Source organism: Tropicibacter sp. Alg240-R139, from assembly GCF_900537075.1.
Taxonomy (GTDB): Bacteria; Pseudomonadota; Alphaproteobacteria; order Rhodobacterales; family Rhodobacteraceae; genus Falsiruegeria.
In genome coordinates this window covers 1,513,747-1,527,640 of the sequence record NZ_UNRA01000001.1, presented here as the reverse complement: position 1 = coordinate 1,527,640, position 13,894 = coordinate 1,513,747, and the positions used below count along the sequence as shown (strand labels likewise).

Genomic DNA, 13,894 nt, shown 5'->3' with positions numbered 1-13,894 from the left:
ATTGAGACTTGTGGTCTCATTTTTACTCATCTATTGATTGGTGACGCAAGGGAATTCTGCAGCCCCGTCAAACTTACCCGCCGGAGGATCCGACTATGTCACCAAAAACAGCTGATTTTCTGATTGTTGGAGCCGGTTCTGCCGGATGTGTTCTGGCCAACCGGCTGAGCGAAAATCCGGCGAATCGGGTGATTCTGCTGGAGGCCGGAGGCCGTGACGTGAACCCCTGGATTCACGTTCCGGTGGGCTATTTCAAAACCCTGCACAACCCAAACACCGACTGGTGTTACAAGTCCGAGCCCGATCCGGGACTAAACAATCGCAGCCTGGATTGGCCGCGCGGCAAGACGCTTGGCGGATCGTCGTCCATAAATGGTTTGCTCTATGTTCGAGGGCAGAAAGAAGACTATGACCGGTGGGCACAAAGGGGGAATCGCGGCTGGGGTTACGACGATGTCCTGCCGCTGTTCAAACGGTCCGAGGCCCATGAAAACGGGGAAGACGAGCATCACGGCGGTGACGGTGGGTTGGCTGTTTCCCTGATCCGGGCCAAGAGCGAGATTTCCGAAGCGTTTATCGACGCGGCCGTTGAAATGGGCGTTCCTCGAACCGACGATTACAACGGCGCCGAACAAGAAGGCGCCGGGTATTTTCATCAAACGGCCAAGGGAGGTTTTCGCTGTTCATCTGCGCGCGCGTTCCTGAACCCCGCCAAAAAGCGCCCCAACCTTGAGGTTATCACTCATGCGCATACAGAGTCACTGATCTTTGATCCGCAGGACCCCAAGCGTGTGACAGGCGTGCGCTACTCAAGCAAAGGTCAAATCCACGACGTGCACTTGAACCCCGGCGGCGAGGTCATTCTGTCCGCTGGTGCGATCGGATCCCCCCAGATCCTTGAACTTTCCGGTATCGGGCGCGGTGATGTCTTGCAAAAGGCAGGCGTTGATGTGCGCCATGAATTACCCGGCGTCGGTGAATGCCTACAGGACCATCTGCAAATTCGCCTTGTCTATGAGGTCAACACCCAGACGCTAAATGATGCCATCAACGGCTTTGTACCCAGAATGGGGATCGGCCTGAATTATGTTCTGTTCCGCAAAGGCCCAATGAGCCTGGGGGCCAGCCAGGTCTGTATTTTTGCCAAATCGATGGAAGGGCTGGAAACACCGGACATCCAGTTTCACTTCCAACCGCTCAGTGCCGACAAACCTGGGATTGAGATGCATCCGTTTTCGGGCATCACGTCATCGGTGTGTCAGCTGCGCCCCGAAAGCCGGGGGCACATCCACATCGCATCCCCGCGCGCCGCAGATTATCCCAAAATCGTGCCGAATTACTTGTCGGCCACCGCTGATCAGCTCTGCGCTATTCGGGCGGTCAAGTTTGCCCGCGCCATGACCGACACCAAGGCATTGTCACCCTTCATCGTGCGTGAGCATGTTCCATCCAACAATCCGCAGACTGACGAAGAGCTGCTGGATTGCGCGCGCAGCATCAGTCAAACGATCTATCACCCGACCAGCACCTGCCGTATGGGCAATGACAGCCTTGCGGTTGTTGATGACCGGTTGCGCGTGCACGGTATCAGCGGACTTCGTGTGGCAGACGCCTCGATCATGCCCGACATCGTGTCAGGCAACACCAACGCACCGACCATCATGATTGGTGAAAAAGCCAGCGATATGATCCTCAAAGATCGTGCACGCGGCGCAGGGGGAAGTAGTATCTGATTGCATAGAATTTAACCCCAGCGATTGGGGCATACTTACCGGCTTACCCAATGAGTTTTGGTGCGTATTTTAACGTCACGACGCCGTTGATCGCACAATTCGAAAACGGTGGATATGGACAGGGTTGTCTATGCCGCGCAATCATCGCACGGCTGCCCGAAGCCGAAACGCAATTTCCGGTTTGGGGGGTTCATTATTTGCATTCTATTTCAGTGACTTGCATGGATTTATTGATGCGTTTTGCGTTTGAAGCCCTCGCTCTAATGCGGGCTGCTTCAAGTAGGCGAACCCAAAGAGTGGGAAATCGATGCGGCCACTGCTGACACGGGTCCTGTCGGGGCAACCGTGGGCCAGATCGCCAAGAGCAAGAGTTGCCGCGCCGTTGGCATTGCCGGAGGGGCAGAGAAATGTGTCCATGCAGTCAAAGAGTTGGGTTATGTGGCTTTCATCGACCGAAGTGCGCCCGAGGAGTTCAATGGCTGCTTGAGGGCTGAAACCTTGGCAAGATGGTCGTCAGGGTTGGCACGGCCTGATTGTTGGGTGGATTTGGCAACACCTTTGTGACTTTTACTTGGACCGGAGCGTGTTAATGGCTGTTTTGACGGGTGGAACACTTCGTACTTGGGAAGATATCGAGCGATGTGATGCTAAAATGACGATTGATCAACGCTTGATCGCAAAGCACTTGGCGACAGCGGTCGGCGGGGTCCCAACTGCCAACGGCGCAGTATTGCAGGTGACAGTCCCACCCCAAGGACGTTATTGGGTGAGAGGCAGGTGACAAGATGCTGCTACTGAAAAACACTTAACGAGTTTTCCCGAATGCAGAAGTCCAACCACCGGGCTGAACGCGCTCATTTCTTCTGCACCGGACCACTGTGTCAGCAATGCGCAGACAGCAGATTTTGCAATGTCCACCGTGTCGAGAAATGTATGCAGACGTAAACGGACAGGTACTTTCATTGAAAAGATGGGTATCCGTCACGGTGCAGAAAGATGTTTCGATACCGGGCATCAATCGGCAATCAACTAAGCCTTGGGTATTCCTTTTGCGCGAGATATTCCTTTTTGGGCTGCGATGCGGAATGGAGCGTTGGGAGCGCCGTAACCCGAATACCCTTGGGCCCTTTGAACAATCTCAACAAACACATTTCCACTGAACGAAAGCGAGTACGCTTGAAAAAAGCCAACGCTGTCGCCTTGGTCATATAGAACACCTTGCGCTTGCATCTTCTCAAGCAGATCGTCAGCCAAGTCAAAGCGAGCAGCGATATCCTCATAAAAGTTCGGTGAGATCGGTAGCGTTTTGAAGCCCCTTGATTTAAGCGTCTCAAGCGTTTCAAAAATATCTCGTGTTGCGAAAGCGATGTGCTGGACCGACGCCCCAAAACTATCTGACAGAAATGCTCCAGCCAGCGTTCTGTGACTGTCCGCTCCATTGAGTGTCACCCTAACGGTACCGTTGGTTGCTTCGACGGCCTGACTGCGCACCAAACCATCAGGATCGATAACGTCGACCATGGGGGCCTTGGTCATGTCAAACAACGTCGTGTAAAACAGTGACCAACTGAGCATGTCATCGTAGCTCATGGTCTGAGCAATGTGGTCAATGTGGGTTAATCCGGCTCCTGTCGGCGCTCCCTTAGCAGAAAACTCCTTCTGCCAGACCTGATCAAACTCTGAACTGTCATCCAGGAAGTGCAGAACAGTCCCCGACACCCCCCGCACGGCAGGGATATCCGCGTCGCCAGCATCAACAGATTGGGAAAACACGTCCGCACCAAGGACCGAGGCTCTGGTTGCGGCCGATTTGGCATTGGCAACCTTTAGGCCCAGATCACAAACGCACGTGCCTCGGGTGTTCCAACTGCTTGCGGCGTGACCCGTGGTTTCTTCGTTTACTACGATCCGGATGTCGCCTTGCCGCCAAAGGCCGGCAGCTTTGCTGTTGTGCTGACCCACTTTTTCAAAGCCAAGAGTCGCCAGATCGTTTTGCAATGCTTCAGCCTCGTTTCCGCGCGTTGCGAATTCTACATAGGCGAAACCTTCAGTTTCGACGCGAGGCGGTATCGAGGCCATATTGAAGCCCAAGCCCGGTTCGGCACGATTAACGTCATCCATTAAAGACACAAGCGAACGGTAACCATCTTTGGCTATGGTGCGTGGGTTGCCACCGCGAAACTGGTCGTTGAAAATCTCAAGACTGATTGGTCCTGTGTACCCAGTCGCCATGACCGCCTGCATGAACTGGGTTACGTCCAAATCGCCCTCGCCGGGCATGTTCCTGAAATGGCGAGACCAATACAGCAAATCCATTTCGATCTGTGGTGCATCCGCCAATTGGACAAAGAAAATCTTGTCGCCGGGAACAGACCGGATGCTATCGGGATCAAGCTTGCGGCCAAGCGTGTGAAAACTGTCGACGATCAGGCCGACGTTGGGGTGGTCCGCACGGCGGACGACCTCCCATGCATCGCGGTGATCATTGATGTGGCGGCCCCAAGCAAGCGCCTCGTACCCTACACGCAACCCGCGTTTTGCAGCCCGCTCACCCAGTTCGCGAAAGTCACTAGCAGCGCGCTCTATGCCGCCAAGTGATGCGGGATGCACAGACGAGCAGATCAACACCAGATCGGTCCCCAGCTCCTGCATCACGTCAAACTTGCGTTCGACCCGGTCAAACGCTTTGGAACGAGCGGGTTCGGGCAAGGTTTCAAAATCGCGAAAAGGTTGGAACAACATGACGTCCAATCCATGATCGCGCACCAGATTTCCCACGTCGCGTGGGCTGCCGTAATCCGCGATGAAGTCGGCCTCGAAGATCTCGATGCCGTCAAATCCAGCCGATGCGATCGCAGCCAGTTTCTCTCGTAAATTGCCCGAGATAGAGACCGTTGCAATGGATGTTTTCAGTCGCCCGCTCATCCCTGATATCCGAACAATCGTGGCAACCAGAGAACGATATCGGGCACCAGGATCATGACGAGCAAGGCGAGAAGCAAGACGCCAAGAAAGGCCCAGATTTCTCCGATGATCTCTTTCAGCGGGATGCCCGTGACGGCATTGATAACGAACAGCAGGATGCCATAGGGCGGTGTGATCAAGCCGATCATGGAATTGACCACGATCAGAACACCGAAATGCACAAGGTCAATTCCAAGCGCTTGGCAGGTTGGAATGAACAAAGGCACGATCACCAGAATGATCACCGTCGCATCAAGAATGCAGCCCAACAGCAGGACCATCACATTGATCAGCAGCAGAAAGACAAGCGGGTGGATGTTTGCGCCATCCAGCGTCGCCGAAAGCGCCTGTGGGATGTTCTCTTGCACTACGATGTACGTCAGGATCATCGACGCGCCGATGACCAGACCGACAGAGGCGGCAGCGCGGGCGCTATCAACAAAGACCTGATACAACGTTTTGAGCTTGATGGCACGATACAGCCCGGCCGCAATGATAAGCGCATAAAGCGCGGCAATAGCTGCGGCCTCTGTTGGGGTAGTGATCCCGCTATAAAGACAAAACAGCAGAATGAACGGCATCAACAAGGCAGGCGTGGCCTGCACCGTCAGCTTTGGCAGATCGCGCAGCGGTACTGGTTCCTCGCGGCCAAAACCGCGGCGGTGGGACATGAACACGTTCAGCCCCATCAGCACGAGTCCCATGAGCAGGCCCGGAATGATCCCGCCCAGAAACAGGTCCTTGATCGATGCGCCGGACACAAGCGCGTAGATCACCATGGGGATAGAGGGGGGGATGATCGGGCCGATGGTGGCGGTCGCCGCCGTGATCGCAGCTGCGTAGCCGCGCGTGTATTTGCCGCTTTTGACCATCATTTCGATGATGATCTTGCCGATACCGGCGGCGTCTGCCACGGCGGACCCGGACATGCCTGAAAAGATCAGGGACGCCACGACATTGACGTGCCCCATCCCGCCCCTGAACCGCCCAACGACGGCAATGCAGAAATTCAACAACCTGTCGGAAATTGATCCGGCATTCATGATGTTGGCAGATACGATGAACAGCGGCACTGCCAGCAACAGGAAGCCGTCAAACAGACGCTGCACCATGGTCTGACCAGCAATGGCAAGATCCTGACCCGCCACGCCAAGATAGACGATGACCCCGACCAGTATCGAAAATGCGACCGGTGTACCAATTGCGGCCATGCCAAACAGCGCAATCAGACCAAGCAGAAGTTCGACGCTCATGACGCATCCTCCTTGTCTGCAGTGTCTGACAACAGCTCTTCAAGCTCGGTCTCTGGCGGCCCGTATCGGGCAACAGAGTAAAGCTGCCACACATAGCGGACGATGGTTGCAACCATGAGAAGGATGTAGGCCGCGAACAGCCATTTGATCGCGATCTTGTCGCCTGTGATCGGCATTCTGAGCGTTGGAATTTTCTTTAAATCCATCAAGCGGTTGCCGAAAATCGCGTCCCACGTCGCAGGGAACGAATAAAGCATCGCAGTGATCAACCCCACAGCAGACAACAGTGCCAAAACACGTTGGGTTTTGCGCGGGGTCGCCAGATAGAGCACATCGAATGTGACCTGATCGCGCGGCCTGACGATGAAAGCGCAGCCAAAGAAGACAATCCAAACCCAAAGCAGCGAAATCAGGTTCACAGTCCAGCCGATAGGCTCTAGCGACGCCATCCAATCGGAAATCGGCGGGATCGGCATGAGCCAGGCAATTTTGACCGCGTATCGGGAAAAGATCTGGATCAGAAACGTTACAAACACCGCCGCCAAGGCCATGGCGGCGATGAATTCTGCAAAGCGAGAGAGTCTGGCAAACAATGTATTCATCAATCTAACCCTCTCGCTAATCTTGCTTAGTCGCCAAGCGCGTTGATGCGGTCAAGAACGCCCTCGGGCCAGCTTTCGGCCGCTTCAGACCCCACATATTGAGACTGAACGTGGGTGCGGAACGCTGCCAGGTCGGGGGTGTAGATTTCAACGCCCTGGCTGCGGACAAACTCAGCAAGGCTGTTTTCCTGATCCAACTGCTTCAGGCGGCCATAGGCGGCGGCGGCATCTGCAGCACGTTGCACGATCAACTGATGCTCGGGTGCAAGTGCGTCCCAGGTTTCTTTCGAAAAGGCGATGTAGTTGAGGTCAACCAAGTGAGAGGTCAGCGCGATTTGCTTGGTCACCTCGTAGAACTTCTTGTCGACAACGGTGGGCAGCGGATTGTCTTGCCCGTCAACCGCGCCGGTGGACAGGGCTGTGTAGACTTCGGTAAAGGCCAGCGGGGTAGGGGAAGCACCAAGCGCCCTGCCCAGGAACTGCCATGCATCCGTGCCTGGCATGCGTAGATTTACACCTGCCAGATCCGCAGGTGTCTGGATGTCTTTTTCTTCACGCGAAAAACGCAGGTTCACATGGCGTTTGCCCAGATACATCACCGACAGCAGTTTGACGCCCAACTCGTCTTCGACCTTGGCCTTGAACGGGTCCATCAACGGATCATTGAACACGCGCACCTGATGCGCCGCGTCCTGATGCACATAGCCCGTCGCGAAGATCGAGAACTCAGGGAAGAACTGTGCCAGCTCTTGCGCCGAGGTGATCGACATTGTCAGGTTGCCGCGCGCGATGGCCTCTAATTCGGCACCTTGGGCGAACATTGTCCCATTGTAGCCGGGCTTGTACTCGGCAAAGCCTGCAACCATCGGTGCAAATACGTCAGCCAACGCGGCAGAACGCTGGTCTGTTTCCGAACCAGAGGTTGCCATCGTGAACGTCATTCCATCGGCCGCCGCCGTGGTTGCGACGCTGGCCGCAAGACCAAAGGCCGCAACTGACGCAAGCGCCGTACGCCGTGTAAGTTTGGTGATCATTTTCTTGTCCTCCCAAGACGATAGTTTGACACATGCCGTGTGCTTAATTTGCGATTTTCGCTTTTGTTTCTTTCATGTTCGTCGCCCGACCAACGGCGTTTGTCGGGTCATTTTCTGTGTGGCCATCCCCCAGGCGGACCAGTTCGCCGGATTTCGCGGATTTCTGGATTGCGTCCACCACGGCCAAACTGCGCAGCCCTTCGCGACCCGAAACCAATGGGGCCTCGTCACCACGAACAACGGCGGCGAAATGAGCCATCTGATTGATCAAAGGGTCAGACGTATCCCGTAGTACGGATGTGGCAGAAATGGGTGTCCACCAATCCCGTTTTTCTTCATGCGTCCACAGTGTCAGATCCGGGATGGACAGGGCACCGTGGCTGCCGCCAATCTGATAAGCGCTTTGGGATGTTGTCGGGTATATGGGATACTCATGCGCTGTCATCTCCCAGCTCCACGGAGCAACGATGCTGTCTGACACGCTGATCGTTCCGATCGCTCCATTTTCAAAGGTCAGCAAAGCCGCCGCCACATCTTCGTTTTCATACCCGCGCAGGGACGGCGCAGCCTGGGCTTGGACACTTGTGATTTCGCCGCACAGATGCCGCATCAAGTCTATGTCGTGCACAAGATTGACAGAGATCGGTCCCGCCCCTTTCTGCTTTCGCCAGGGGGCCACATCAAAGTACACATCGGGTTTGTAGAACCAGCATGTCGCCTGCACCGCGCGCACGGCCCCGATTTTCCCGTTTTGGATATACTCATATGCTTTGCGGATAAGCGGATTGTGGCGGCGATGATGGCCCACCAATAGTGCCACATCCGCCTTTTCAGCCTGTTCAACAAATATGGTTGCTGCCTTCAGGTCGTCCGCAAGCGGCTTTTCTACCAAGACCGGGATTCCGGCGGCCAGGCAGGCGTCACCCTGTTCCACATGCAGCTTTGTTGGCGTGGACAGGATGATCCCGTCCGGTTGTTCGGAGTGAATCATGCTTGGTAAATCATCATACCAAGGCACATCAAGCCGCTGCGCCGCGGCCTTTCCGGCATCGCTTGGGTCGACTATAGCGCAAAGACACACGTCAGGCACCTGCACGATGGCTTCTGCATGGCGCTGCCCCACAAGGCCGATGCCTGCGATGGCAAACCGCAAGCCTCGTCCCGCAAGGGGTGCTGTGTCTCTGTGCCCGGATGACACCAATCGTCGCCTCCCTAAATCGGATCGATTTTCTGTCAAACAGGGAATCAATCGCGCGTTTCAGAGAGACTACTCGCGAGGATCGATCAAATCAATAATATCATATATTTTTTACTTAAGCATAGGAAATGTGGAATTGTACGATCTTTGCAGAGGTGCTATTTCAAATGAGGTTCCTTGTTTATTCAGGTGTACGATATGGCAAAACAGCCACCTACAGTTGGCTCTTCAACGTTCGAGCGCATCAAGCGCGACATCATATTTGGGACACTTGCCCCCGGCTCGAAGCTGAAGCTGGACGACCTGAAAAAGCGTTATTCTGCAAGCGTGTCGACATTGCGCGAAACCCTCAACCGGTTGGCCAGCGACGGTTTTGTCGCCGCCCAAGAACAGCGCGGCTTTTTCGTGACGCCCGTGTCCAAAGATGATCTGCGAGAAATCGCAAGCCTTCGGGTTCTGCTAGAACGCCATGCTCTGCGGCTGTCCATCGCAAATGGTGACACCGAATGGGAAGGCAATGTCGTCGCGGCCCATCACAAGCTGCACCGCATGGAAGTTCTGATGCAGGCCGGCGACGAGACTGAAAAAGAAACGTGGAAGCGCTATGATTGGGAATTTCACCTGTCGCTCATCCGAGCGTGCAATTCGCAAAACCTGTTGTCGCTTCATTCCAAGATATACGACAAATATCTGCGATATCAGATGTTGGTGTTTACGTTCCGCGGCGAAGCAGCTGCGGCCGAGCATCAAGGTATGCTCGATGCTGCTCTTGCTCGTGACCCAGATACAGCAACGAAATTTCTCGAAGATCATATCAATAATGGTCTAACCCACACGCTCGAAGCGATGTAGTTGCTATAAAGACCTGCGTTAGTCGCAGACCAGAAGACGCGGTAGCGTTTTGTACGTTCGTGCGCGCACTGTTAAGGCGTTGGTGTCTGAAATGCTCTTTTGCTGACGTTCTTATCGCGACGCATCGCCACCTGACACGCGCTGATACCCCGGTCGCTGTCGCACCTCAGGTATTCGATTTGCTTTTTCTGCTGGTCAAGAACGCTGATCATAGGGTCACACGGGACGAAATGATTGATGTCGTGTGGACAGGCCTGATCGTTTCAGAGCGCGCGATTGACGCTTGAATTGGTGCAGCGTGCAAAGCAGTGGGGGATAGCAGCAAACGCCAGGCCGTTATCCCTACCGTGGCGCGGCTAAAAGGTGTCCGCAGATGTGTCCAAGAACGACGCCAAATTCAGCGACTACGGTCCGGGTGCAGACCCAACTACGCAGCGTACTCGAATTCCTGGACGGTTGAACCTTGGATATGTCAGTCACGAAAGCGGACATTGAACACTGCGGCAACAATGACCGCTAGATCTCGCACTGTCATCGGTTGACAGGGTGTATTTGCAGCAGTTGTGGCGGCTGTCAGTTCTTGCGCGCAGCAGGGTTACATGAAAGTGCGAAAAATTCAGCCCAGCAGCTGATTGACCCTGTTGCGAATGGTACTCATCAAAGTCAGGGCATTCGAAATCCTCCTGCCTCTCATACCGACACCGCTTACAGACTGTGCATTTCGGCGAAACAGCGACACAAAATGAACCTATTGCGGGCAGCGAACGGGTTTCCACAGAACGTAGGATGGCCTTTCAAACGCGCGTTGGTATGCGACACCTATGCCGAACCCCTTATCCATATGTGTTATCGAAAAAAATCGAACCCGCGCACAGGAAGTCACCGAAGCTCTGCACGCTGGAGGGTGGGCAGATGTTACGGTGATTGAAGATGAAGTATCGCTGACGCAAACGTTAGCGAAAATCAAGCCAGATTTGGTGTTGATTGATTTGGCCAATCCACGTCGTGACAGCCTTGAGGCCTTGAGTGAAGCGACTGGCGCCCGGCAAAGGCCAGTGGCGATGTTTGTGGATGAGAGTGACCCGGAACTGTCCACCGCGGCTGTTCAGGCGGGTCTAAGCGCATATGTCGTCGGTGGCTTGTCCGGCGAGCGCATCCGGCCCGTTTTGGAAACGGCGATTGCCCGGTTTCGGATGATGGCGCAGCTGCAATCGGAACTGGACGCCGCAAAGAAGGCGCTTGCCGAACGTAAGACAATTGATCGCGCGAAGGGGCTGTTGATCCAGGCCAAAGGCTTGTCGGAGGACGAAGCTTATCGCTTGCTGCGCAAATCCGCGATGGACCAAGGCAAGCGGCTCATTGATGTGGCGCAGGCTTTGGTGACTGCATCGGAGTTGCTGCGTTGAGCGGCGCTGTTATGCATTGCGGCTTTGTCCCGCTGGTCGATGCAGCGCCATTGATCATTGCGCATGAGCTTGGGTTTGCCGCGAATGAAGGCGTGTCACTTGTGCTCTTGAAGCAACCGTCATGGTCGGCCCTACGTGATATGTTGGTGATGGGACATCTTGAGGCGGCACAAATGCTGTCGCCAATGCCGATCGCCATGTCACTGGGGTTGGGTGGGATCAAAGCTCAGGTCGACGCACTGATGGTGCTGTCGGTAAATGGCAATGTGATCGCTGCGAGCAACACCCTGGTAGAGCGCATGCGCGCGCAAGGCTGGGAGAGTGATCTGGGAGATGCCGGTGGCGTTTCAGCTGCTTTGGAGAAAGCGGCGCAGGGTCCTTTGCGGTTCGGAGTTCCTTTTCCGTTTTCCATGCATCGCGAGCTTGTTGAGTATTGGCTCGGCAAGCGGGGCTTGCAAATCGAGATCAGTTCGGTTCCGCCGCCTATGATGGGGCAGGCGCTAACGTCCGGTGAGATCGATGCGTTTTGTGTGGGCGAACCGTGGGGATCAAGAGCGGTCGATACCGAGGCAGGGGAGTTGATCCTCGCTGGCCGGGCGATTTGGGCCTTCAGCCCCGAAAAAGTCCTGGCTGCACGCCGGGATTGGACGTCGGACAACCCGAACCAGGTCGCCGCACTTATGCGGGCCGTGTTTCATGCCGGGCGATGGCTGCATGATCCAGACAATCGTGTCATTGCGACCGACATACTGGCCCGGCAAGAGTATCTGGGACTGCCAGCCGATGTAATCGAGCGCGCCATGAAGGGGCATCTTCTGGCACAAGCAAGATCCCTGGGAACTGAAGTGCAAGGTTTCTTACACTTCAATGTTGGCGCCGCGAATTTTCCTTGGCGGTCACAGGCCCAATGGATCGGCACCAACCTGGCGCGCCGGTATGGGCTTGATCTTTCGCTGGCTGTCGAAATTGCGCGAGGTGTTTTCCGCAGCGATCTTTATCGCAATAATCTGGGGGAAATTGGCGTCGACCTTCCGGGCGCTTCGGACAAGCAGGAAGGGGCGCTGAGCCATCCGACGGCGGTTGCTTCTACGCGGGGTGAGCTGATTCTGCAGCGAGATCGCTTTTTTGACGGCGCGATTTTCGACCCAGCCTCGAGATAGTGCTTCATTATTATGCAGGCGCAGAAAAAATTCCGGAAAGTTGAGAAAAGTAGCCATAAACCCATGCTGCGATGCAGCAGCAATGGTTAGTATCTAATCAACGCCAAGGCAAAGACGCTTTGAGCATCTTCCCCACGGATGGGGATCTAAAAGAGCAACGCCGCTCAGTTCACTGGCACTCCCTCTCCTCCCGAGGGTGTCCTTGGAACTGGGCGGCGTTTTTTTTCGCCAACGGGCCAGGCGCCCGACGCAAGATTAAGGACTGTTCACATGAGGAAACTGGCACTCTTTGCACTTACGGCAAGCACCGCGCTCAGCAACCCGGCCTGGGCGGATTTGCTGGACGTGGAAAAGGACGAGTTGAAATTTGGCTTCATTAAGTTGACCGACATGGCACCGCTCGCCGTGGCCTATGAAAAGGGCTATTTCGAAGACGAGGGATTGTTTGTCACGCTGGAAGCGCAAGCGAACTGGAAAGTCCTGCTGGATGGTGTGATTGACGGGCAGTTGGATGGGGCCCACATGCTGGCCGGTCAGCCGCTCGCCGCCACCATCGGGTTCGGCACCGAGGCGCATATCATTACTCCGTTTTCGATGGACCTGAACGGCAATGGTATCACTGTCTCGAACGAGATCTGGGAGCAGATGAAGCCGCACATCCCACATGATGCGGAAGGTAGGCCGATCCACCCGATTTCTGCCACCTCCTTGAAACCGGTTGTCGAAGATTACAAAGACCAGGGCAAACCGTTCAACATGGGAATGGTATTCCCGGTTTCGACGCACAACTACGAGCTGCGCTATTGGCTTGCCGCAGGTGGGCTGGAACCAGGTTTTTATAGTGAAGAGGACATAACGGGTCACATTGGGGCGGACGTTCTGTTGTCTGTGACCCCACCGCCGCAGATGCCTGCAACGATGGAAGCGGGAACAATCCATGGCTATTGCGTAGGCGAACCATGGAACCAGCAAGCGGTGTTCAAGGGCATCGGTGTGCCCGTGATCACGGACTATGAACTCTGGAAGAACAACCCCGAAAAGGTCTTTGGCCTGTCGGCCGAGTTCCAGCAGGAAAACCCCAACACCACCATTGCCATCACTAAGGCACTGATCCGCGCCGCGATCTGGCTGGATGAAAATGACAACGCCAATCGCCCGGAAGCGGTGGAAATTCTTAGCCGATCTGAATACGTGGGAGCCGATTATGACGTCATCGCGAACTCGATGACCGGCACCTTTGAATATGAAAAGGGTGACAAGCGCTCGGTTCCAGATTTTAATGTGTTTTTCCGCTACAACGCGACCTATCCCTACTATTCGGACGCAATCTGGTATCTGACCCAAATGCGCCGCTGGGGCCAAATCACCGAGGCCAAGTCCGATACCTGGTATGACGAAGTGGCCAAGTCTGTCTACAAACCGGAAATCTACCTGTCGGCCGCCAAGAGCCTGATCGACGACGGGTATGCGTCGGATGACATGTTTGACTTTGCCTCGGATGGCTACAAAACGCCCACCCCGGCCGAGGATATCATCGACGGCATTCGTTATGACGGTCGAACCCCCAACGCATATCTCGATAGCTTGCCCATCGGTTTGAAGGGCGATCAAGCCGTCGTCGGAAACGAAGTACAGGGTTGATGTGATGGCGGGTCGGCGCTCGCTGACGCATCGCCCCGCCCACCATCCCAC

The 13,894-nt window shown here is 55.2% G+C and carries 10 protein-coding genes; 5 read left to right on the top strand and 5 right to left on the bottom strand.

Annotated elements, in window-relative coordinates; genetic code table 11:
* Positions 1 to 95: 95 nt before the first annotated feature.
* Positions 96 to 1,733, top strand: a complete 1,638-nt coding sequence (locus G6R15_RS07325; protein ID WP_164659123.1) for a GMC family oxidoreductase — start codon at positions 96 to 98, stop codon at positions 1,731 to 1,733.
* Positions 1,734 to 2,762: 1,029 nt separating this feature from the next.
* Here the strand turns inward: G6R15_RS07325 and G6R15_RS07320 are convergent.
* Genes G6R15_RS07320 through G6R15_RS07300 form a run of 5 tightly spaced genes read right to left on the bottom strand, consistent with a single transcriptional unit; the run spans position 2,763 to position 8,739 of the window.
* Complete coding sequence (locus G6R15_RS07320; RefSeq protein ID WP_164659287.1) at positions 2,763 to 4,646, bottom strand: bifunctional sugar phosphate isomerase/epimerase/4-hydroxyphenylpyruvate dioxygenase family protein; 1,884 nt, start codon at positions 4,644 to 4,646, stop codon at positions 2,763 to 2,765.
* 8 nt (positions 4,647 to 4,654) lie between these two features.
* Entirely contained in the window at positions 4,655 to 5,950 is a 1,296-nt protein-coding gene (locus tag G6R15_RS07315; RefSeq protein ID WP_164659122.1) for a TRAP transporter large permease, read from the bottom strand.
* Positions 5,947 to 6,552, bottom strand: a complete 606-nt coding sequence (locus G6R15_RS07310; protein ID WP_164659121.1) for a TRAP transporter small permease — start codon at positions 6,550 to 6,552, stop codon at positions 5,947 to 5,949. The genes G6R15_RS07315 and G6R15_RS07310 overlap by 4 nt, the downstream gene beginning before the upstream one ends.
* 26 nt (positions 6,553 to 6,578) lie before the next feature.
* Positions 6,579 to 7,586, bottom strand: a complete 1,008-nt coding sequence (dctP, locus tag G6R15_RS07305; protein WP_164659120.1) for a TRAP transporter substrate-binding protein DctP — start codon at positions 7,584 to 7,586, stop codon at positions 6,579 to 6,581.
* A 43-nt stretch (positions 7,587 to 7,629) separates the two neighbouring features.
* Entirely contained in the window at positions 7,630 to 8,739 is a 1,110-nt protein-coding gene (locus G6R15_RS07300; RefSeq protein WP_164659119.1) for a Gfo/Idh/MocA family protein, read from the bottom strand.
* Positions 8,740 to 8,982: 243 nt separating this feature from the next.
* On the opposite strand from G6R15_RS07300, the gene G6R15_RS07295 reads away from it, so the two are divergent.
* The 4 genes from G6R15_RS07295 to G6R15_RS07280 all read left to right on the top strand — a co-directional run bounded on the left by G6R15_RS07295 (position 8,983) and on the right by G6R15_RS07280 (position 13,843).
* On the top strand, positions 8,983 to 9,636 hold the full coding sequence (locus tag G6R15_RS07295; protein WP_164659118.1) for a GntR family transcriptional regulator: 654 nt from the start codon (positions 8,983 to 8,985) through the stop codon (positions 9,634 to 9,636).
* A gap of 920 nt (positions 9,637 to 10,556) precedes the next feature.
* The gene (locus G6R15_RS07290; RefSeq protein WP_306432341.1) at positions 10,557 to 11,042 is read left to right on the top strand and encodes an ANTAR domain-containing response regulator; all 486 of its coding nucleotides are present in this window, start codon (positions 10,557 to 10,559) and stop codon (positions 11,040 to 11,042) included.
* A complete protein-coding gene (locus tag G6R15_RS07285; RefSeq protein WP_240336678.1) occupies positions 11,039 to 12,202 on the top strand; it encodes a CmpA/NrtA family ABC transporter substrate-binding protein in 1,164 nt (387 codons plus the stop codon). Before G6R15_RS07290 ends, G6R15_RS07285 begins: the two co-directional genes overlap by 4 nt.
* A gap of 270 nt (positions 12,203 to 12,472) precedes the next feature.
* Positions 12,473 to 13,843, top strand: a complete 1,371-nt coding sequence (locus G6R15_RS07280; RefSeq protein WP_164659116.1) for a CmpA/NrtA family ABC transporter substrate-binding protein — start codon at positions 12,473 to 12,475, stop codon at positions 13,841 to 13,843.
* The last annotated feature ends 51 nt before the right edge of the window (positions 13,844 to 13,894 follow it).

Bases quoted from the DNA above. Each gene is read 5' to 3' on its own strand.
- G6R15_RS07310 (WP_164659121.1), bottom strand. From the start codon at position 6,552: ATGAATACATTGTTTGCCAGACTCTCTCGCTTTGCAGAATTCATCGCC.
- G6R15_RS07280 (WP_164659116.1), top strand. From the start codon at position 12,473: ATGAGGAAACTGGCACTCTTTGCACTTACGGCAAGCACCGCGCTCAGC.
- G6R15_RS07325 (WP_164659123.1), top strand. From the start codon at position 96: ATGTCACCAAAAACAGCTGATTTTCTGATTGTTGGAGCCGGTTCTGCC.
- G6R15_RS07295 (WP_164659118.1), top strand. From the start codon at position 8,983: ATGGCAAAACAGCCACCTACAGTTGGCTCTTCAACGTTCGAGCGCATC.
- dctP (WP_164659120.1), bottom strand. From the start codon at position 7,586: ATGATCACCAAACTTACACGGCGTACGGCGCTTGCGTCAGTTGCGGCC.
- G6R15_RS07315 (WP_164659122.1), bottom strand. From the start codon at position 5,950: ATGAGCGTCGAACTTCTGCTTGGTCTGATTGCGCTGTTTGGCATGGCC.